Below are 19,804 nucleotides of genomic sequence, written 5' to 3' on the forward strand. Positions count from 1 at the left end.
CCGGCAGGTCCAGGCGTCGAGCACGGGCCGCGCCCGGAGGAACCGGGCAGCCGCGTGAGCCGTACGCCTCTCCACACGCCAGGAGCTCCTCGCGATGACCGACCTCACCCCCGCCGAACTGGGCCGCCGCATCGGTTCCGGCCTGCTCTCCTTCCCGGTGACGCACTTCCGGCCCGAGGACCTGTCCTTCGACGAGGACGCGTACCGCGCGAACGTCGCACGGCTCGGCGCGTACGAGGTGGCGGGCCTCTTCGCGGCGGGCGGCACCGGCGAGTTCTTCTCCCTCTCCCCGGCGGAGGTGGAGCGGGTGGTCGCCGCCGCCGTCGCGAGCGCCCCGGCGGGCATGCCGATCGTCGCCCCCGCCGGCTACGGCACGGTGACCGCCGTCGAGTTCGCCAAGGCCGCCGAACGCGCCGGCGCGGACGGCCTGCTGCTCTTCCCGCCGTACCTCACCGAGGCCTCGCAGGACGGGCTCGCCGCCCATGTCGAGGCGGTCTGCCGGGCCACGGACCTCGGCGTCATCGTCTACAGCCGGGCCAACGCCGTCTACGCCCCGGAGACCGTGGCCCGCGTCGCCGAGCGCTGCGAGAACCTGATCGGGTACAAGGACGGCATCGGCGACATCGACCACATCACCCGCCTCTACGCCCGCATGGGCGACCGCCTCACCTACATCGGCGGCCTCCCGACGGCCGAGACGTACGCCCTGCCCTTCCTCGAACTCGGCGTCACCACCTACTCCTCGGCCCTCTTCAACTTCGCTCCGGAGTTCGCGCTCGCCTTCTACGCGGCGGTCCGTGAACGCCGCCGCGAGGACGTGCTGCGCATGCTCGACGACTTCGTGCTGCCGTACACCCGCATCCGCGACCGCAAGCAGGGCTACGCGGTGAGCATCGTCAAGGCCGGCATGACGGTCACCGGCCACCCGGCGGGGCCGGTGCGGCCGCCGCTGACCGACCTGGAGCCGGAGGAGCTGGAGCAGCTCTCCGCCCTGATCAAGGGAATCGGCGGCTGAACCGCCGCCGACGCCCGCTCGGCACTCGCGTCGCCCGACCCCGCTCGCGAAAGGCACCCGCACCATGACCAACACCGCACAGCCCGCCGGCCCGCCCGTCGTCTCCGCGATGCGCGTCATCCCGGTCGCCGGTCAGGACAGCATGCTGCTGAACCTCAGCGGCGCGCACGCCCCGTACTTCACCCGCAACCTGGTGATGCTCACCGACTCCGAGGGCCGTACCGGCGTCGGCGAGGTGCCCGGCGGCGAGGGCATCCGCACCACCCTGGAGGAGGCGCGCGACCTCATCGTCGGCCGGTCCGTCGGTGACCCGCAGGCCGTGCTGCGGGCGATACGCGAGCGGTTCGGCGACCGCGACGCGGGCGGGCGCGGCGCCCAGACCTTCGACCTGCGCGTCACCGTGCACGCGGTGACCGCCGTCGAGTCGGCCCTGCTCGACCTGCTGGGACAGCACCTCGGCGTGCCGACCGCCGCACTGCTCGGCGAGGGCGTGCAGCGCACCAGCGTCCCCGTGCTCGGCTACCTGTTCTTCGTCGGCGACCGGAAGCGCACCGACCTGCCCTACCGCCACGACGCGGACGCCGGGGACGCGTGGCTGCGGCTGCGCGACGAGGAGGCGCTCACCCCCGAGGCCGTCGTCCGGCTCGCCGAGGCGGCCCAGGAGCGGTACGGCTTCCAGGACTTCAAGCTCAAGGGCGGCGTCCTTGCCGGACACGACGAGGCCGCGGCCGTCACCGCCCTCGCCGAGCGCTTCCCCGAGGCCCGCGTCACCCTCGACCCCAACGGCGCCTGGTCGCTGCGGGAGGCGATCGAGATCGGGCGCGGCCTGCGCGGTGTCCTGGCGTACGCGGAGGACCCCTGCGGCGGCGAGGGCGGCTACTCCGGGCGCGAGACGATGGCCGAGTTCCGCCGCGCCACCGGTCTGCCCACCGCGACCAACATGATCGCGACGGACTGGCGGCAGCTCGGCCACGCCGTCAAGGCCGACGCCGTCGACATCCCGCTCGCCGACCCGCACTTCTGGACCATGAACGGTTCCGTGCGCGTGGCCCAGCTCTGCGACGCCTGGGGCCTGACCTGGGGTTCGCACTCCAACAACCACTTCGACGTGTCGCTGGCGATGTTCACCCACGTCGCCGCCGCCGCGCCCGGTGACATCACCGCGATCGACACGCACTGGATCTGGCAGGACGGACAGCGGCTGACCCGCGAGCCGTTCACCATCCGCGACGGGGCCATCGCCCTGCCCGACCGCCCCGGCCTCGGCGTCGAGCTCGACATGGAGCGCGTCGAGGCGGCCGAGGAGCTGTACTTCGGCCTCGGCCTCGGCGGCCGCGACGACGCCGCCGGCATGCAGTACCTCCTGCCCGGCTGGGAGTTCGATCCGAAGAAGCCGGCGCTGGTGCGCTGAGGTCTCCCCGTCACGGGCCTCGCTCCGCCTCCGGGCGCGGGGCCCGTACGTGTCCGTGCGCGGACACTCCCCCCGCCTTCGTTCACCACCCGGGATCCCGGTCCGCCCGCGCCCCCGCCTCCGGCGGCCCGCGTCCCGGCATCACTTCAAAGGAGAAGTGATATGCCCCTGCTCGTCGTAGCGCTCAGCGTGGTGGCGCTGCTCTTCCTGATGACCCGGCTCAAGCTCAACGGGTTCATCGCCCTGCTGCTCGTCGCGGTGGCCGTGGCGGTCGTCCAGGGAATCGCCCTGGAGGAGATCCCCGAGGTGCTCGCCGACGGTGTCGGCGGCCAGATCGGCGACACCATGCTCGTGGTCGGACTCGGCGCGATGGTCGGCCGGGTGATGGGCGACTCGGGTGCGGCCCAGCGCATAGCGATGCGGATGGCCGACCGGTTCGGCGACCGGTGGGTGCAGGTGGCCATGGTGGTCACCGCCATGCTCATCGGCGTCACCATGTTCTACGAGGTGGCCTTCGTCATCATCGTGCCGGTGGCGTTCACGCTGGTCCGGATGACCGGCAAGAACCTGCTGTGGATCGGTCTGCCGATGTCGATCGCGCTGTCCACCATGCACAGCTTCCTGCCGCCGCACCCCGGCCCCACCGCCGTCGCCGCCATGTTCGACGCGTCCATCGGCAAGACCCTCTTCTACGGCCTGTTCATCGCGGTCCCGGCCGGTGCGTTCGTCGCGCTGCTGTGGCCCCGGCTGGCCTTCGTCCGCAAGATGAACCCCTCCATCCCGACCGGACTGGTGAGCGACCGCTCCTTCACCGACGAGGAGATGCCCGGTATGGGCTGGGCCCTCTCGGTCGCGCTCTTCCCGGTGGTGCTCATCGCGGGCGCGTCGGTGGCCGAGATGGCGGCCGGTGAACACGCTCCCGGGATGGCGTTCGTCGCCTTCGTCGGCTCGGCCCCGATCGCCCTGCTGCTCACCCTGGTCCTGGCCGTCTGGGCGTTCGGCCCGCGCATCGGCCGCCCGCTGGGGGAGGTGGCCGCCTCCTGCAACGACGCGGCCAAGGCCATGGCGATGATCCTGCTGGTCATCGGCGCCGGCGGTGCCTTCAAGAACGTCCTGGTCGAGGGCGGGATCGCGGACTACATCAAGGACCTCACCGACGGGTGGAGCATCTCACCGATCCTCCTGGCCTGGCTGATCGCCGCGATCCTGCGCATCGCGCTCGGTTCGGCGACGGTCGCGGTGACCACCGCCGCGGGCATCGCCGTGCCGCTCGTCGCCGGCAGCGGCATCCACCCGGAACTGATGGTCCTCGCGGTCTCCTGCGGTTCCATCGCCTTCTCGCACGTCAACGACCCCGGCTTCTGGATGTTCAAGGAGTACTTCAACCTGTCGGTCCTGGACGCCATCAAGGCGCGCACCACCTATACGACGGTCCTCGCCGTACTGGGCCTGGGCGGCGTCTTCGCACTGCAGGCTGCGCTGGACGCGCTCGGGGTGTAGGGGCTCGGCGGGGGAGGGGCGCCGGGACCGGACTCCGGCGCCCCCCGCCCGGTCTCGACCCGGTTCAGTCCGGTCTCCGCCGGTCTCCGCCGGTCTCCGCCGGTCTCAGCGCCCGGCGTGCTCCCGCGCGCGGGCGACGGCGGCTTCGACGGGGCCCCGGTGGACGGGTCCGTGCCCCGGCAGGAGCACGTCGGCGTCGATGCCGGCGAGGACACCGAGACTGTCGAGGGTACGGGCGCGGTCGGTGTGGAACATGCCGGGCAGCAGCTGGGGGCCGTCGACGCGGGAGGTCGGGTGTGCGGTGACCAGGGCGTCGCCGCTGACGAGGATGCCGCTGCCGGGCAGGTGGTAGGCGCAGTGCCCGCGGGTGTGCCCCGGCGTGTGGACGGGCACCGGACCGCCCGGCAGGTCGAGTGCGCCCGGCGCGGGGAACGGCCGTGGCTCGGTGACCGGGACCTGTGTGGTACCCCCGGCACGCAGCGCGTGCACGGCCCACGGCAGGACACCGGGGCGCCACGCCCGCGCGAGTATCTGACCGACCGACACCTGGTCCTGGAAGTCGCGGCGGGCGTGCGGCACTTCCGCCTCGTGCATCAGCACGGGCACACCGTGTGCGGTCCGCAGGCGTTCGGCGGCGCCGATGTGGTCGATGTGCGCATGGGTGACGAGAACCGCGGTGACCGCCTCGGGACGTACCCCGACGGCGGCCAGCGAGGCGAGCAGCCGGTCGTGGTCGCCCGGGTATCCGGTGTCGATGAGGGTGGCGCTGTCGCCGTCCCTGACGATGACCCAGTTGGTGTTGCTGCCGGACACCAGATACACGTTGTCCGCGACGCGCACCGTCTCGCCGTCGGGCGGAACGCTCGGCATGTTCTCTTCCCCTGTGGTGGACTGCTGTGGTGGGCTGCGGAGAACCGGTGTGGTTCACACGGTGTGCGTGGTGGCGTCCCCGCAAGCTGTGACACGGTCGGCCGCTGCGCCTCTTACGGGTTCGCGCGGTACAGACCCCGCCCGGCGCGCTGGATGCGGGACGAGCCGACGAGCCGGTCGAGCGTGCTGCGGACGGCGTTGATGCTGCCCGCGTCGGTGTCGCGACCCAGGGCCGCGGCCACATCACGGGCCCGTACGTCCGCACCGCCCGTACCGGCGAAGTACTCCATGATCCGCTCGGTGAGGCTGCCGTACGTGCCGTCCCCGGCCGAGCGCGTCCCGGGCCGCCCGGCCGGTGATCTCCGCACACGCGCCGCGGGCCTGGCCGGTTCGGGGAGGATCCGGACGTCGACCGACCGGCCGGAGACGGTCGCCGCATCGGCATCGGCCCCCTTCGCCCCCGTCACCCGCTTGAGGTTCTCGAGCGCCTGCAAGGCCTGCTGCACGGAACCGAGATGGGCCACGACGGCGGCCATCTCCTCCTCCAGGGACCGCCGCCGGGCCTCCAGGCGGTGCAGCTCCTCCTTCAGGTTCTCCGTGGTGACGGCGATGTTGTGCGCCGTGTCGGTGGCTGTGGAGACCATGGGTTCCTCTCGTCCTCGACCCTTGCCGCGGAATCAGTACGGTAGGCGTCGGTTGATCCGTGAGCAGGGTGACACGAAAAAGTCACCCTGAACAGTGACAAAGGCGCGGATGAGGCCCACTGCGTCGGACTTGTGTGCGTGCGGGTCGGGGGAGTTGCGCCCGCGGTGCCGGTGAGGCACGCACGGGGAAGATGTGTCATGACACGGTGGGCCGTGCGGGAAGCCGTCGTGGGGGTAGGAGTGTCACGGCCACCCTGAGGACTCCCGGACGCCGGTGCCACGTGTCTATCGTTGCGGTCATGGACGCCGTGAACCCGCTCGGGGAGTATCTGCGGGCCCGCCGTGCACTGGTGCGGCCCGAGGACGCAGGACTGCCGACCACCGGCCGGCGCCGGGTGGCGGGCCTCCGCAGGGAGGAGGTCGCCGCCCTGGCCGGGGTCAGTGCCGACTACTACGTCCGGCTGGAGCAGGGCCGTGAACGCAACCCCTCGGCACAGGTGGTCGACGCCCTGGCCGGAGCGCTGCGCCTGGACCGGGAGGCGCTGGAGCACCTGCACCGGCTCGCGTACCCCGGCCCGGCACCGAGCCGGTCCCCGCGACCGGAGCGGGTCGGCCCGACCCTGCTGCGGATGATGGAGGACTGGCACCGCACACCCGCCGTGGTCCTGGGCCGCCGGCTGACCGTACTGGCCCACAACTCCCTGGGCCGCGCCCTGTTCGCCGGGCACACCTACAGCGGCGATCTCGTGCGGCTCGTGTTCCTCGACCCGGACGCGCGCGAGTTCTACCCGGACTGGGAGCGGGTGGCGGCCAACACGGTGGGAGGGCTGCGCTCGGCGGCGGGCACCGGCCAGGACGACCCCGAGCTGGTCCGGACGGTGGGCGAACTGTCCCTGAAGAGCCCGGACTTCCGCCGGCTGTGGGCCCGCCACGACATCCGGCAGAAGACGCACGAGACCAAGCGCTTCCGGCACCCCCTGGTGGGCGACCTGACCCTGGACTACGAGTCGCTGACCGTCAACAGCGCCCCCGGCCAGCAACTCGTCGTCTACCGGGCCGGCGCCGGCAGTCCGTCGGAAGAGGCCCTCGCCCTGCTGGGCAGCCTGACCGCGACCGCCGGCGCGTCCGCCCCGGACACGGCGCCGGCCGGTCACCAGTGACGCGACCGGCCGGTGTGACGCCCTGGCTCACGAGTGACGCTACGCCGCCAGGAACCGCGTCACCTCACGGTGGAAGCGCGGTGCCGCCTCCAGGTGCGGGAGGTGACCGACGTTCTCGAGTGCGACCAGGCGGGCGTCCGGGATCGCCGCGGCGGCCCGTTCGCCCAGGACCGGGTAGTCGCCCAGCTTCCCGCGGTCCTCGGGGGCCGCGTACTCCTTGCCCAGCGCCGTACGGTCCTCCTGCCCGACGACCAGCAGCGCGGGCACCGTCAGTGCGCCGAACTCGTGGACGACGGGCTGGTGGTACGCCATCTGGTAGGTGAGCGCGGAGGCCATCGCCCACCGCGGGTACTCGCCGCTGAGGGTGACCCGGCAGCGGATCTCGACGTTGCGCTCGTACTCCGGACGCCAGCGCACCACGTACCCGCGGTAGAAGTCGCGCAGGGCCGCCTGGTCGGTCTTGGCCAGCTCGTCCCGGAAGACCTTGTCCGTGGAGTGCTCGGGGACCAGCTCGCGGTAGTCCTCCAGGCCGATGGGGTTGGCCAGCACCAGACGGTCCGTGCGCCCGGGGTGGTCCAGGGCGAAGCGGGTGGCGAGCATGCCGCCCATCGAGTGCCCGACGACATGCGTGCGGCGCACCCCGAGGTGGTCGAGGAGGGCGGCGGTGTTGTCGGCCAGCATCCGGAATCCGTAGTCGACGGCGGGCTTGCCCGACCGGCCGAAGCCGATCTGGTCGGGCACCACGACCCGGTACCCGGCGGCCGACAGGGCCCGCGCGGTGGGCTCCCACGCGCCGCCGTCGAAGTTCTTGCCGTGCAGCAGCGTCACCGTGCTGCCGTTGGCCCGTCCGCGCGGGGCCACGTCCATGTAGGCCATGTCCACGGTCTCGCCCTGCACTTCGAGGCGGAGGAAGGAGTACGGGAAGGGCGAGGGGTAGCCCTCCAGACCGATGCCGAGCGGCTCGGTGTAGGTGCGGTCGCCGCCTTCCCGCTGCCCGGCGGAGGCGGCAAGGGCGGGGGAGGCGGTCGTCAGGAGGGCGGTGGCGGGAGCCGCCGTGGCGGCGGCCAGGAGGAGGGAACGGCGGGAGGTCATGCGGTCTCGTGTCCTCTCGGTCGTCTGCGCCTGCGTCAGTGGTTCAGCGTGTGGCGGGAGTGAAAAGTTCCGGCAGGGCCGCACGCGAGAGCCCTCGGAAGCCTGCGGGAGCGATGAGAGCGATCAACAACGGTGCTTGAACGACCTGTTCACAATAATCCGTTGCCCAACAGGCTGTGCACCGTCCACCCTTGCCCCATGACCTCGATCCCCGACCACCAGCAGCAGCCGGACCCCTTCACGCCCCCGCGGCCCGAACAGGCGCGGGCGCGGCGGGTGTACGCCTCCCTGTTCCGCATCGCGGAGCGCCACGCGGCCACGGACGAGCAGCGCCGCCGGCAGACCCACCCTTCCGTCCTCGGACCGCACGAGGCCGTCAGGCTCGTGTCCTTCCTGCTCAGCGGCGCCGCACAGCCCGACGACGGCGAACCGGAGGTGGATCACGCCGACATCACGGCCGCGCTCAGCCTGATGCCGCTGGTGCGCGGGGAGCTGGACGAGCTGGAGGCCGGGCTGCTCCGGATGGCCCGGGGCCGTGGGATGACCTGGCAGGACATCGCCTTCGGCCTCGGGCTCGGTACTCCGCAGGCAGCCCGGCAGCGTTACGAGCGCCTCGCCGACCGCGTCGCGGCCGACGAGACGTGAGACCTCGCTCCGCGGATCAGCCGCACCGGCCCGCCGGCCGGGTGCGGGTCACCACGTCGGTGGTGCCGGTGGTCGAGTCCAGCCACACCACCTGGCTGCCGGCCACCGCGGCGGCCGACGCCTGCTCGCCGCGGTTGCAGGAGACCCGCCCCCTGCGGGTGGCGGGATCCTCGGGCGAGCCGCCCGCGGCGAACTGGTGGAGCTTGGTGGTCGACTCGTTGCGGAGCCCGGTGCCGGGGACACCGGGGTCGGCCGGGGCGAGAGCGCCGACCGTCACCGTGTCCTCGGAGGCCGTGAGGGTGCGGGCGTTCAGCGCCTGAGCACCGGCCTCCGGGCTGAGGTCCACCACGCCACTGCCGTCGAGCGAGGCACGGCGCAGGGCCGTCCCGCCGCCGTCCCCCTCGTTGAGGAGCCAGAAGACGTGCGTGCCGTTGACGGCCGTCGGGCCGAGGCTCGTCGTGCCGGACGCGCGCTGGATCAGGGTCTCCTCGCCGGTCGCCACGTCGACGACGCGCGTGTTCAGCGCGTACTCGGCGGCGCGCACCCGCTCCCGCTCCTGGAAGGCGACCTTGCCGTCGCTCACCGACGGCGAGTACGCCCGGTGGTAGGTGCCACCGCCGATCGTCACCTTCTTCGCGGGATCCTTCAGGCTCAGGTAGGCCACCCCCTGGCGCCCGCCGTGGTTGGCGTACGAGAAGGCCACCACGTCACCGTCGACGTCCACGGAGGCCCCTCCGCTGCGGCCGCTCCACAGCGTCTTGACGGGGCCGCCCGCGATCGGCCTGGCCAGCACGTCGACCCCGGCCGAGCCGTACGCCTGCCACACCACGGTCCGGCCGTCGGTGGCCGGATTGACGTGGAAGCGGCCGTCGTTGGGGCTCATCAGCTTCGGCTGCCCCGTGCCGTCGGCGCGTCCGGCCCACACCGAGTACGGCTCCGAGCCGTCCTCGTTCGACTTGGACGCCGCCCACCAGCCGCCGCCCGCACCGAGGTTCGTGTCGGTGGTGTTGACCCGGTCCAGGAGGGGGTCGGAGTCCACACCGAGGGCCAACTCCCAGCCCGGCACGATGCCGTGCGCCGAGAAGGCGCGCTGGAGCGCCCGGTCCTCGGCCGCCGTGACCCCCAGGTCCCCGGCCGCCGCGAGGACGGCGGCCCGCCCCTCGGTGAAGCCGTCGAGCGGCGTGAGGTACTCGGTCAGCGCCTTGTACACGATCCGGTCGGTGAGTTCCGCGCCCAGGTCCTCGCGGGCGTCCCACAGCGCCCCGCCGAAGATGGTCGAGTTCAGGTGGACGCCGCCGTTGTCGGTGCCGAAGCCGACGCCGAGGAACGACCCGGCCGTGGTCCGCCCGTCACCGAGGTCGCGCAGCGCGCACTCGCGGGGTGTCTTCGTCCGGCAGAGCCGTTCGCCGACGAGGCCCGAGTCCGGGTCCGTGGCCGGGACGCCGTACACGTCGGCCTCGACGGCGTTGCCGAAGTAGTCGGCGAGGGCCTCGTTCATGGCCCCGGACTGGCCCGCGTACACGAGGTTCGCGGAGTGCTCGATCACACCGTGTGTCATCTCGTGGCCGACGACGTCCAGGGCCGCGGAGAGCGGACGGTACTCGGCGTCGCCACTGCCGTACACCATCTTCTGGCCGTCCCAGAAGGCGTTGACCCACGGCTGCCCGTAATTGGTGACGCCCACCAGGGAGTCGACGGCCATGCCGTGACCGTCGAGGCTGTTCCGGCCGTGCCTGTCCCGGAAGTAGTCGTGGACCCGCCCGGCCGCCCAGTGCGCGTCCACGGCGCCGGAGTCGGTGGCCTCGGCGCCGAACGCGGGAGTGGGCGAGCCGAACTCCTCGACGCCCGCGGGCCACTGCCCGGAGACGTCACCGGCGTCCTGGCCGCGCGCGTCCCAGGTGGTGAGGACATTGGCGTCGGTCCAGTCGTCCTCGGCGGCGCGGGAACGGTCACGCAGCACGTACAGGTCACGGCTGTCGTCGCGGTCCACCTCCAGGGGGACGGCCGTGCCGTCGAGCCTCGTGCCGGACCCCTTCTCGGCCGCCGGGCCGGCCGGGGCGGCGGCCTCCGGGGAACCCCCGGCCGCTCCGGCCGCCGGGCGGAGCTCGCCGCCGAACGTCCGGATACCGCTGTACTGGAGCACCGGGTACCCGGCGCGGGCGTCGATGTAGACCTCGCGCAGCACGGGCTCGCCGCTCGCCGGGTCGGTACCGCGCACGCTGACGTGCCGGGTGAGGACGCCCGTCCCGGTGGGCAGGACGACGAGCCCGCGGGCGGTGCCCTCCAGCGGCGGCCGTGTCCCGTCGTCCTCCGCGTGCGACGGCGCCGCGGCGAAGCCGGTGTCCGTCAGGCCGGCGAGGACGGCGTCGACGGCGCGTTCGACGGCGAGCGCCTCACCGACCTGCGCCGTCGCGCCGGTGGTGAGCTCGGTGAAGTACTTGCCGGAGGTACCGGTGACGACCCGCCGGCCGTCCTCCCGCTCCATGCGGACGACGTACTGCCCGCCGAGGACGGGCACGCCGCGGTGCCGCTGCTGGAGCCGTACCACCTCGTGGCCGCCCGCGGAGGTGGTCCCGGCGGGCGTCAGATCGCGCTCGGCGTCGGCGATCCGGTACCGCCCCCGCTCGGCGTCCAGGTGGGCGCGGGCCGCGTCCGCCGCGCTGCCGGCGGCCGGCGCCTGCTCACGAATGCCCCGTACCAGCGCCGGTGTCTCCGTCCGCTGTCCCGGGAGCACTTCCCCGGGGCTCGGCGGCGGTGCGGCTGCCGCCGCCGTCACGGCGCCGGCGGGAGCCGCGGAGACGACGAGTGCGGCGGCGCCGAACAGCGCCACCGCACCTGGTAATCCGATCGGTCGTGCTCCGCGGCCGGCGCTGCGGCCGCCCGCTCTCCCGGTTCTCCTGGTTCTCCTGGGATGACGCACGGTCTCCCCACCCCCCTTGTCAGTGGCGCCGGACGGCGGAGCGCGGCCCGGCAGGAGGCCATCGAACCGGTGATGCGGTGCCTCATCAATGGGGAGTGGGAGACGGCAGTCGAGTTCCGGCCGGTTCGCGCGGTGCCGTCACGCGGCGGGAAGCGCTGCTCGGCGATCCGGACGGCAGCATCGCCGGGCGGCGTTCCGGCTGCGCCGCCGGACAGGTCGACGCCGTCCTCGCCCGCGCCGCCGGCCGCGGGGAGACGGTGCCCGAGGCGGAGACGGTCGTCGACGGCGTCGTCGCACCCGTCATGTACCGAGTCCTCCTCGCCCCACCGGGCTCGACGCCGCGTACGCGCGCCGCCTCGTGGCGGAGGTGCTCGGCTCGGACACCGGGCGCCCCGCCGTGCCCCGACGGAGCGCCCGGCCGTACGGCTCAGCGGCTCAGGCGCTCCACCGAGAGCAGGGACGGGGCGTCGTCCGGGGCGGCCGACGGGAACGTGTCGGTGAGCGCCGTGACCACGTGGTTCCCGAACGCCGGGTCGATGGGGTTCGGCAGCTCGACGATCTCCTCGCCGCTCTCGTCGAACCGCTGGTATTTCGTCAGGTTGTAGCCGACGGCCAGCTGCCGGCGGCCGTCCTCGCTGGACAGCGCCAGGGTGCCCGCGCCGAAGACGATCCCGTCGTGTCCCCAGTACGAGCGGCCGCCGAGGGGCTGGGTGTAGATGCCCAGGCCGTAGCCCGCCGCCGAGCCCTCCGCCATGGGAACGGTGGTCTTCATGGCGCGCAGCGCCTCGGGGCCGAGCAGCTTCCCGCCGAGCAGCCGGCGGAAGAAGTCGTTGAGGTCCTGCGTGGTGGAGACCATCGCCCCGGCCGTGCCGAACAGGGACGCGTCGTAGACGCCGTAGTCGCGGGGCGGGTCGATGTAACCGTAGAACGACTCGTACATCCTCGCGTGCGGACCGGTGAGGCGCGGGGAGTCAGGGAAGTAGGTGTGCCGCAGCCCGGCCTCGCGGATCACCTCGCGGGTGATGTAGTCCTCGGCGTCCTGACCGGTGACCTTCTCGAGCAGCAGCCCGGCGACGATGTAGTTGGTGTTGGAGTAGGAGAAGGTGCCGCGCCGCGGGGCCGGCTCGGCGGCCAGACCGATCCGGACCAGTTCCTCGGGCTCCCAGTGCCGCAAGCGCGCTCCGTCGAGTGCCTTCCCCGGGTCCGTGGCGAGCTCGGGGAGGGCGCCCAGTATGTAGTCGCCGATGCCGCTGGTGTGGTTGAGCAGCATCCGCACCGTCACCTCGCGGCCGCGTTCGCCCCGTACGAGCTCGGGGAGGTAGCGGCCGATCGGCGCGTCCAGGTCGATCCGTCCCCGCTGGACCTGCTGGAGGACGGCCACGGCGGTGAAGGTCTTGGTGACGCTGCCGATCCGGTGCTCGAAGTCCGCCCGCACCGGTCGCCCGGTGTCCACGTCGACGACCCCGGCGGCCCCCTTCCACCGGTCGGAACCGTCACGGACCGCCGAGTAGGCGCCGTACATCCCCGCCTGGTGGAGCGCGTCCAGCGTCTCACGCAGCGCCGTGCGGTCGAGGCCGCCGGTGCGGGACGTCGCGGACGGCCCGGACACGGTGGCCGTGAGGGAGACCGTGGACGCGCCGTCCGGTGCGGACGGCCGGGGCGCCGCCTGGGCCGGTACCGCCGCGACCGCCAGCGACAGGATCGCGGTCGACGCCGCCGCGGCCAGGTGGACTCTCCTCCGGGTCGGGCGGCGGCGGGTGCTCGGGCGGGCAAGGCGCATGGTCGCTCCTGTCTCGCTGCGTGACGCACATGTGGTCATGTGCATGGGGCACCCATCCTGACCGCCGGGCCCGGCGGGGGTCCTCCTCCCTCGGAACGACCTTGTGCACGCGGACGGATGACATGTGTCAGGTATACGCCGCTCAGGCCAGGAAGATGCCGCGGGCGCGGCCCGGAGCGGTGCGACGCGGGTGAGGGGAACCGTCAGACATGGAGCTCGGGCGGGAAACCGGTCCAGCGCAGCTCCGCGGGAAGGTGACCCGTGTCGTTGTAGAGGAGCACGGAGGCGGGGCGGCCGGGTGCGTAACGGATGACCGTCAGCGCCGCGTTGGCGTGGTTCAGCCCGATCCAGCGCCACTTCGGCGCGTCCAGGGCGGCACGGACCAGCCAGCCGATGAGGAAGTTGTGCGTGACGACGAGCTCGTGGCGCGGCTCGTCGCCGTCGGCCGGCCCGGTGAACAGGGCGAGCGCCTCCCGCGCGAGCCGGGGCCCGGGCTCGCGCTCCTCCGGAGGGAACCGCGCCAGCCGCTCCAGGGTCGCGTCGGCCGACTCCGGTGGCAGCTCCTCCCGCGCCGGGAGGTACGGCAGGTAGTCGCCCGCGGCTTCCGAGGCGAAGAGGGGCACGCCGTCGAGCCGTTCACCGACCAGCCGCGCGGTCTGCGCCGCTCGCGGCAGCGGACCGTGGTGGACCGCCGAGAGCGCGGTGCCGCGCAGCCGCTCGCCGAGCAGCGCGGCCTGGCGGCGTCCCCTCGCCGTGAGTTCGCTCTCGTCCTCCGACGCCTCACCGTGCCGGGCCAGGTAGAGGTGGCGCGCAGCGGTTGCCATGGAAGCCTCCAAGATCGTATGGCTGGCTTCCACGACGTCCGCCGGGGTGCCGCGGTTCCTACTCGGTGAGTCCCGCGAGTTCCGCCAGCACGCGGGCCGCCGGTGCCGGATCGACCAGCCACTTCAGGTGGCTGCCCGCGAGTGTGCGGACGTCGTACGGGTTGTCCGGCGTCAGCGCGTCGCCCTCGCGGATCAGCCGGTCCTGGAGGGCGGGCGGCATGATCGCGTCGTCGGCCAGCCGGACGTAGGTCTTCGGGATCCGGCCCCAGGTGTCGGCCCGCGCCCGGTCGGCGGAGGTGCCGACGTCCAGGTTCTCGTCGGGCTGGAAGGTGTTCAGGAAGGTCAGGAACTCCTCGTCGGTGCCGTCGGCGAGCATGGTCGCCTTGAGCGCCGTGAGGGCGGCCGGGTCCGCGGTGCGGAAGTTGACGCGGAGCAGCCCCAGTTCGGCGGGGTTCCCGACCGCCGCCAGGGCCAGGGAGGCGACATCGGCCGTGGCCATCTCCGGCTCGGAGTGGTATTCGCCGACGGTGAGGTCGACGGGGCACCAGGCCGACACGTAGACGATGCGGTCGATCAGGTCCGGCCGTGCGTTGGCCGCCGCGGTGGCCGTGACGCCACCGCGGCTGTGGGCGACCAGGATCACCGGCCCGTTCCGCTTGGCCCGTTCGAGGACGCCGATCAGGTGCGCCGCGTTGTCGGCGAGCGTGACGCCCTTGATGGAGCCGGGCGCCGTGGCGAACTCCTCGGTGACCTGCGGCGCCTGATAAGCCCGCGTGTAGGTCGCCGCGAAACCGTGGCCGGGCAGGTCCACGGCGACCGAACGGTGCCCCAGGAGGCCGAGTTCGGCCTGGAGCGGAGCGAAGGAGAAGGAGTTGGCGAAGGCTCCGTGCACGAGCACGAACGTCGGTTGCATGTGATCCCCGTTGTGGTGTTCCGGTGCGTGGCGGGTGCCACGGCGGCACACGCTACCCCGCGGAACTCCCCGGCGGCGGAGGCGGTGTCGGGGCACCGGCCGGCGGCGCGATCCTCGCGTGGGCGCGGGTCTCCGCGCCGGTGCCGGCGCCGGTGTCCGTGGCGGCCGTGGCCGGAACCGTGGCGGGACCGGGGGACCAGCCCCGGTCGACGACACGGATCTGCACGAGCCAGGCGGCGGCGAGGACGACCGCTCCGAGGGCGAGCATGCCGACGAGCCCGGCGGCGCCGTCGAGCTTGGCGACGTTGCCGAGGAGCGCGCCGAACCAGCCGAAGTCGGCGTCCCCGAAGGTGGTGTTGGCGTCGCCGAAGGTGCCCAGGACCTTCAGCAGCAGGGCGGGCAGGAACGTGATGAGCAGGCCGTTGAGGAAGGAGCCCACGACGGCGCCGCGGCGGCCGCCGGTGGCGTTGCCGTAGACACCGGCCGCGCCTCCGGTGAAGAAGTGCGGGACGAGGCCCGGCAGGACGAGCGCGAGGCCGAAGGCGGGGTTGAGGACCCAGATGAGGACGGCCAGGCCCGCGAGTCCGCCCAGGAAGCTGAAGATGAAGCCGATCAGGACGGCGTTCTGGGCGTACGGGAAGACGATCGGCGCGTCGAGGGCGGGCTTGGCGCCGGGGACGACGCGCTTCGCGATGCCCTGGAACGCGGGCACGAGCTCGCCCAGGATGGTGCGCACACCGAAGAGGATGACGGCGACGGCGATGCCGAACTGCAGGCCCTGCATCAGTGACTGCATGAGGTAGTCGCCCACGCCGGTGGCGGCGCCGCCGCTGCCGGCGAACGCCTCGAAGGCCGTGTCGCGGCCGGCCTTGGCGAGGAACAGCAGGCTCATCACCAGGTAGACGAGGACCATGGACAGGGCGGTGGCCACCATGGAGTCGCGCAGGAAGCGCAGCCCCTCGGGCAGGCGCATGTCCTCGGTGCTGCGGCTCGGCCTGCCGATCCTGCCGACGAGCTGGCCGGTGGCACCGGAGGCGATGTAGCCGGCGGTGCCGAAGTGGCCGATGGCCACACTGTCGTTGCCGGTGACCTTCTTCGTCCAGGGATGGGCGAAGGCGGGCATGGCGACGAGCAGGATGCCCAGCAGCACACCGCCGCCGAGGACGACGGCGAGCGCGGACTGCCCGGCGGTGGCCATGACGATGGTCAGCATGGTCGCCATGAACAGCATGTGGTGACCGGTGAGGAAGACGTAGCGCAGCGGCGTGAAGCGGGCCAGCAGAAGGCTGATCAGGAAGCCGACGATCATCAGCCAGGCGACGCGGGCGCCGAACTGCTCCTGGGCGATACCGGCGATGGCCTCGTTGGTGGGGATCACCCCGTGGGCACCGGTGGTGCCCTGGATCATCGTGCCCAGCGGGTCGAGCGCGGCGGTGACCAGCCCGGCCCCCGCGCTGACCAGCAGCAGCCCCAGGGTGGCCTTGATGGCGCCGCCCGCTATCTGCCCGGCCGTCTTCTTCAGGGCGACCAGGCCGACGGCGGTGATGATGCCGATCAGGTAGGCGGGCTGACTGAGGACTTCGTTGACGAGGAACTTGGCGAGACTGACGAGCCAGTCCATGAGAATGCGTCCTTTCGCGTTCAGACGCTGTAGGTGTCCCGCAGGACGGCGTCGACCTCGGTGGTGCTGGTGAAGTCCTGGACGACCTTCACGGGCACCCCGACGTCGCCCAGCGTGCGGGCGATCTCGCGGGAGGTGAGGATGGCGACGGCCTCGGCGGCCTTGCCCTTGGCGGAGATGGTGTCGGTCGCCTCGACGGTGACGTGCGGGGACCAGCCCCAGCGGTCGAGGACCTGCTCGAGGGTGTTCTTCAGGAACAGACTGGTGCCCACGCCGTTGCCGCAGACGGTGAGGATCTTGTGCTGCGACGCGGCGGGGGCGGAGCCCTCGGCGGCATCGGTGCCGGCGGTGGCGGGGCGCTGCCCGCCGTCGAGGAGTCCGAGGACCTCCTCGGGTGTACGGGCGCGTTCCAGGGCCTCGCCGGTGGCCGGATCGGAGAGGACCCGGGCCAGCGCGGCCATGGCGTCGGTGTGCGCGGCGGAGTCGGTGGCCGCGAGGGCGACCACCAGACCGACCGGGTCGTTGGCCTCGTGCCCGAACGGCACGGGACGGGCCAGGCGTACCCAGGACAGACCGGTCTTCAGCACGGCGGGCGAGGGGCGCGCGTGGGCGAAGGCGAGACCGGGCGCGATGACGATGTACGGGCCGTTCTCCTCGACGTTGGCCAGCATCTGCGCGGTGTAGTCGGCGGTGCTGATGCCGTCGTCGACCAGTGCCCGGCCGGCCGCGCGGATCGCGGCGCGCCAGTCGCCGGCGTCCACGTCGAGCCGTACGGCGGCGGGGGAGAGCAGCGCGGTGAGTGCGTTCATGACGCGTCAACTCCGTTGATGAGCAGGGGAGCGGGCACACTTGTGGTGCCCGTGAGAAAAGGGGGGAGTGAGGCGTGCCGGTGACGTGACGCGCTCAGGAAGGACGCGTCACCGGACGCCGGACCGGCACGGCCACCCGTAACACGCGGGAGGGGCGGGTCGGCTCCGGCACGGCGGCCCCTGTCGGAACGGCGGGTGACGACACCCGCGACGGAAGGTACGGCGCGCATCCTACCTTCGGAAGAAATACTGCATCGTTCGGTGTACGCCTGATTCGTCTCCGCGCACGACGATCGGCCCGGAGTACGCCGGGACGATGAAGACATGAGCGACATCGGCACCCGGGTCGAACCGGCGACGGCGCCCCCGGCACACGGACGACGGCTCGTCCTCCTGGACGTCCTCCGCGGGACGGCCGTCCTCGGCACCCTCATGACCAACGTCTGGATATTCACCGGCCCGGGAGCCGAGTGGGGCGTCCTCCAGTCCGGTACGGCCGAGGTGTCCTTCGCCTCGCCGGCCGACACCGCCGAGAGCGTGTTCGTGCTGCTCGCGAACGGCAAGTTCCTGTCGCTGCTGACCATCCTGTTCGGGGCCGGCCTGGCCATTCAGTACGGCTCGGCGGCACGGCGCGGGCAGCCCTGGCCGGGGCGCTACAAGTGGCGTGCGCTGTTCCTGTTCGCCGAGGGCACGCTGCACTTCGTGCTGGTCTTCGCGTGGGACGTGCTGATGGGGTACGCGGTCACCGCGCTGCTGGTGGCCTGGCTGCTGACCCGCTCGGAGCGGGCGCGGCGCCGGGTGATGCGGTGGGCGGCGGGGGCGCACCTCACGGTGATCGGTCTGCTGACGGCCGTGCTCGTCCGTACCGGCCCCGAGGACGACGGCGGGGTCTCCCGGCAGGTCGTCGAGCTGTACGCGCACGGCGACTACCCGGACCAGGTCGCCTTCCGGCTCCAGAACGCGATCGCGCTGCGCATGGAGCCGGTGCTGACCTTCTTCCTGCTGGTGTTCCTCTTCCTGCTGGGCGTCCGGCTGTTCCGGGCGGGCGCGTTCGGCGCGGACGGCACCGGACGCCGCCTGCGGCTGCGCATGCTCGCCTGGGGGCTGGGACTCGGGCTGCCGCTGAACGTGGCGGTGGCGCTGGGCGGCCCGGACCTGTTCCTGCTGGACCGGTACGGCGTCGCCCCGCTGCTCGCCGTCGGGTACATCGGGCTGATCGGCGCGCTGGTGGACCGGGTGCGGCGGCCCGGCGCCCTGATGACGGGGCTCACCTCCGTCGGCCGTACGGCGATGTCCGGTTACGTTCTGCAGAACGTGCTGTGCATGGTCGCCGCCTACGGCTTCGGACTGGGCCTGGCGACGCGGTTCGGCACCGGGGCGGGGCCGTGGTGGGTCATGGGGCTGTGGGCGGTGGTCTGCGCGGTGCTGATGGTGGGCTCCACGCTGTGGCTGCGACGGTTCACGGCGGGGCCGCTCGAGGCCCTGCAGAAGTGGGCGCTGCGCCGCCGCTGAACCGTCCGTTCACGTTCACGTGGAGGTGTGGGCGTCCCGCTCCTCGCCGGGATGCTCACCCGGGCCGTCGAGCCGTGGCGTCAGCGGCGTGGGCGACAGGTCGGTGGGCTCCTCGCCGCGCTCCAGGAGGGTGTTGGCGGCACCGATGATGCGGGTGTCGGCGACGCCGACGGCCTCCTCGTCCTTCGCCGCGTAGTCGCAGCGCAGCAGCAGGTGCCGCATGGCCTCCAGCCGCCCGCGCCGCTTGTCGTTGTTCTTCACCACGGTCCACGGGGCGTGCGGGGTGTCCGTCGCCCGGAACATCTCGACCTTGGCCTCGGTGTACGCGTCCCACAGCTCGAGCGAGGCCAGGTCGGTGGGGGAGAGCTTCCACCGCCGCACCGGGTCGACCTGGCGGATGGCGAAACGGGTGCGCTGCTCGGCCCGGGAGACCGAGAACCAGAACTTCACCAGGATGATGCCGTCGTCGGCCAGCAGTTTCTCGAAGACCGGCGCCTGGGCGTAGAAGTGCCGGTACTCCTCGGGCGTGCAGAAGCCCATCACCCGCTCCACACCGGCCCGGTTGTACCAGGAACGGTCGAAGAACACGATCTCGCCCCGCGCGGGCAGATGCGTCACGTAGCGCTGGAAGTACCACTGCCCCGACTCGCGTTCCGTCGGCTTCTCCAGGGCGACGACCCGGGCGCCGCGGGGGTTGAGCCGCTCGGTGAAACGCTTGATCGTGCCGCCCTTGCCCGCGGCGTCACGCCCCTCGCACACCACGACGACCCGCTGGCCGGTCTCCCGTACCCACTTCTGCAGCTTGAGCAGTTCGATCTGCAGGATTCTCTTCTGGCGCTCGTACTCCTTGCGGCCGAGCTTCCTGTCGTACGGGTAGTTCTCGCGCCAGGTGTCGAGGGGGCTGCCGTCGGCGTCGAGCAGGATCGGCTGCTCGGGCCGCTCCTCGTCGATGAGCAGCCCGTCGAGCAGGTCGACGTCGTCGCGGGTGCCGGCGGCGTTCGCGGGGATCGCCTCCTGCGCGGGTACGGGTTCGGCCACGTGCGGGTCCCTTTCCATGACCGGTGCTGCGGACTGACGATGGTGCCGCG

16 protein-coding genes are annotated in these 19,804 nt (G+C 72.6%); 6 read left to right on the forward strand and 10 right to left on the reverse strand.

Annotated elements, in window-relative coordinates:
* Positions 1 to 94: 94 nt before the first annotated feature.
* From kdgD to IEZ04_RS10645, 3 genes are all read left to right on the forward strand, one after another.
* Positions 95 to 1,015: a 5-dehydro-4-deoxyglucarate dehydratase gene (gene kdgD, locus IEZ04_RS10635; protein ID WP_189216479.1), complete on the forward strand. Its 921-nt coding sequence runs from the start codon at positions 95 to 97 to the stop codon at positions 1,013 to 1,015.
* A gap of 64 nt (positions 1,016 to 1,079) precedes the next feature.
* Positions 1,080 to 2,426 carry a glucarate dehydratase gene (gudD, locus tag IEZ04_RS10640; protein ID WP_189216480.1) on the forward strand — a complete coding sequence of 449 codons (1,347 nt, stop codon included), beginning with the start codon at positions 1,080 to 1,082 and terminating at the stop codon, positions 2,424 to 2,426.
* A 162-nt stretch (positions 2,427 to 2,588) separates the two neighbouring features.
* Positions 2,589 to 3,926: a gluconate:H+ symporter gene (locus IEZ04_RS10645; RefSeq protein ID WP_189216481.1), complete on the forward strand. Its 1,338-nt coding sequence runs from the start codon at positions 2,589 to 2,591 to the stop codon at positions 3,924 to 3,926.
* Positions 3,927 to 4,031: 105 nt separating this feature from the next.
* On the opposite strand, the gene IEZ04_RS10650 is transcribed toward IEZ04_RS10645, so the two are convergent.
* Positions 4,032 to 4,796, reverse strand: a complete 765-nt coding sequence (locus tag IEZ04_RS10650) for an MBL fold metallo-hydrolase (RefSeq protein WP_189216482.1) — start codon at positions 4,794 to 4,796, stop codon at positions 4,032 to 4,034.
* Between the two features lie 113 nt (positions 4,797 to 4,909).
* Complete coding sequence (locus IEZ04_RS10655; RefSeq protein WP_189216483.1) at positions 4,910 to 5,440, reverse strand: hypothetical protein; 531 nt, start codon at positions 5,438 to 5,440, stop codon at positions 4,910 to 4,912.
* Between the two features lie 299 nt (positions 5,441 to 5,739).
* Between IEZ04_RS10655 and IEZ04_RS10660 the strand changes: the two genes are divergently transcribed.
* Positions 5,740 to 6,600 (forward strand): helix-turn-helix domain-containing protein, encoded by an 861-nt coding sequence (locus IEZ04_RS10660; protein WP_189216484.1) that lies wholly within the window; start codon positions 5,740 to 5,742, stop codon positions 6,598 to 6,600.
* Positions 6,601 to 6,639: 39 nt separating this feature from the next.
* Here the strand turns inward: IEZ04_RS10660 and IEZ04_RS10665 are convergent, their stop codons facing one another.
* Entirely contained in the window at positions 6,640 to 7,692 is a 1,053-nt protein-coding gene (locus IEZ04_RS10665; RefSeq protein ID WP_189216485.1) for an alpha/beta fold hydrolase, read from the reverse strand.
* Between the two features lie 198 nt (positions 7,693 to 7,890).
* Between IEZ04_RS10665 and IEZ04_RS10670 the strand changes: the two genes are divergently transcribed.
* A complete protein-coding gene (locus IEZ04_RS10670; RefSeq protein WP_189216486.1) occupies positions 7,891 to 8,337 on the forward strand; it encodes a DNA-binding protein in 447 nt (148 codons plus the stop codon).
* Positions 8,338 to 8,353: 16 nt separating this feature from the next.
* On the opposite strand, the gene IEZ04_RS10675 is transcribed toward IEZ04_RS10670, so the two are convergent.
* The 6 genes from IEZ04_RS10675 to IEZ04_RS10700 form a co-directional block, all read right to left on the reverse strand.
* On the reverse strand, positions 8,354 to 11,167 hold the full coding sequence (locus IEZ04_RS10675) for a M4 family metallopeptidase (protein ID WP_189216487.1): 2,814 nt from the start codon (positions 11,165 to 11,167) through the stop codon (positions 8,354 to 8,356).
* A 517-nt stretch (positions 11,168 to 11,684) separates the two neighbouring features.
* Positions 11,685 to 13,037: a serine hydrolase domain-containing protein gene (locus tag IEZ04_RS10680; RefSeq protein WP_189216488.1), complete on the reverse strand. Its 1,353-nt coding sequence runs from the start codon at positions 13,035 to 13,037 to the stop codon at positions 11,685 to 11,687.
* Between the two features lie 203 nt (positions 13,038 to 13,240).
* Positions 13,241 to 13,861, reverse strand: a complete 621-nt coding sequence (locus IEZ04_RS10685) for a histidine phosphatase family protein (RefSeq protein WP_189216489.1) — start codon at positions 13,859 to 13,861, stop codon at positions 13,241 to 13,243.
* A gap of 58 nt (positions 13,862 to 13,919) precedes the next feature.
* The gene (locus tag IEZ04_RS10690) at positions 13,920 to 14,774 is read right to left on the reverse strand and encodes an alpha/beta hydrolase (protein WP_189216490.1); all 855 of its coding nucleotides are present in this window, start codon (positions 14,772 to 14,774) and stop codon (positions 13,920 to 13,922) included.
* Between the two features lie 52 nt (positions 14,775 to 14,826).
* Entirely contained in the window at positions 14,827 to 16,395 is a 1,569-nt protein-coding gene (ulaA, locus tag IEZ04_RS10695) for a PTS ascorbate transporter subunit IIC (RefSeq protein WP_189216491.1), read from the reverse strand.
* A gap of 20 nt (positions 16,396 to 16,415) precedes the next feature.
* Positions 16,416 to 17,204, reverse strand: a complete 789-nt coding sequence (locus IEZ04_RS10700; protein ID WP_189216492.1) for a PTS sugar transporter subunit IIAB — start codon at positions 17,202 to 17,204, stop codon at positions 16,416 to 16,418.
* Positions 17,205 to 17,528: 324 nt separating this feature from the next.
* Here IEZ04_RS10700 and IEZ04_RS10705 point away from each other — a divergent pair, with 324 nt between their 5' ends.
* Entirely contained in the window at positions 17,529 to 18,716 is a 1,188-nt protein-coding gene (locus tag IEZ04_RS10705) for a DUF418 domain-containing protein (RefSeq protein WP_189216493.1), read from the forward strand.
* 15 nt (positions 18,717 to 18,731) lie between these two features.
* Here the strand turns inward: IEZ04_RS10705 and ppk2 are convergent, their stop codons facing one another.
* Entirely contained in the window at positions 18,732 to 19,754 is a 1,023-nt protein-coding gene (gene ppk2, locus IEZ04_RS10710; protein WP_373296286.1) for a polyphosphate kinase 2, read from the reverse strand.
* Positions 19,755 to 19,804: the final 50 nt, after the last annotated feature.

Origin of the sequence: Streptomyces ruber (genome assembly GCF_014648075.1) — a bacterium.
In the GTDB taxonomy this organism is placed as follows: domain Bacteria; phylum Actinomycetota; class Actinomycetes; order Streptomycetales; family Streptomycetaceae; genus Streptomyces; species Streptomyces ruber.

Coding starts and splice junctions, on each gene's coding strand:
- kdgD (WP_189216479.1), top strand. CDS start 95: ATGACCGACCTCACCCCCGCCGAACTGGGCCGCCGCATCGGTTCCGGC.
- gudD (WP_189216480.1), top strand. CDS start 1,080: ATGACCAACACCGCACAGCCCGCCGGCCCGCCCGTCGTCTCCGCGATG.
- IEZ04_RS10645 (WP_189216481.1), top strand. CDS start 2,589: ATGCCCCTGCTCGTCGTAGCGCTCAGCGTGGTGGCGCTGCTCTTCCTG.
- IEZ04_RS10650 (WP_189216482.1), bottom strand. CDS start 4,796: ATGCCGAGCGTTCCGCCCGACGGCGAGACGGTGCGCGTCGCGGACAAC.
- IEZ04_RS10655 (WP_189216483.1), bottom strand. CDS start 5,440: ATGGTCTCCACAGCCACCGACACGGCGCACAACATCGCCGTCACCACG.
- IEZ04_RS10660 (WP_189216484.1), top strand. CDS start 5,740: ATGGACGCCGTGAACCCGCTCGGGGAGTATCTGCGGGCCCGCCGTGCA.
- IEZ04_RS10665 (WP_189216485.1), bottom strand. CDS start 7,692: ATGACCTCCCGCCGTTCCCTCCTCCTGGCCGCCGCCACGGCGGCTCCC.
- IEZ04_RS10670 (WP_189216486.1), top strand. CDS start 7,891: ATGACCTCGATCCCCGACCACCAGCAGCAGCCGGACCCCTTCACGCCC.
- IEZ04_RS10680 (WP_189216488.1), bottom strand. CDS start 13,037: ATGCGCCTTGCCCGCCCGAGCACCCGCCGCCGCCCGACCCGGAGGAGA.
- IEZ04_RS10685 (WP_189216489.1), bottom strand. CDS start 13,861: ATGGCAACCGCTGCGCGCCACCTCTACCTGGCCCGGCACGGTGAGGCG.
- IEZ04_RS10690 (WP_189216490.1), bottom strand. CDS start 14,774: ATGCAACCGACGTTCGTGCTCGTGCACGGAGCCTTCGCCAACTCCTTC.
- ulaA (WP_189216491.1), bottom strand. CDS start 16,395: ATGGACTGGCTCGTCAGTCTCGCCAAGTTCCTCGTCAACGAAGTCCTC.
- IEZ04_RS10700 (WP_189216492.1), bottom strand. CDS start 17,204: ATGAACGCACTCACCGCGCTGCTCTCCCCCGCCGCCGTACGGCTCGAC.
- IEZ04_RS10705 (WP_189216493.1), top strand. CDS start 17,529: ATGAGCGACATCGGCACCCGGGTCGAACCGGCGACGGCGCCCCCGGCA.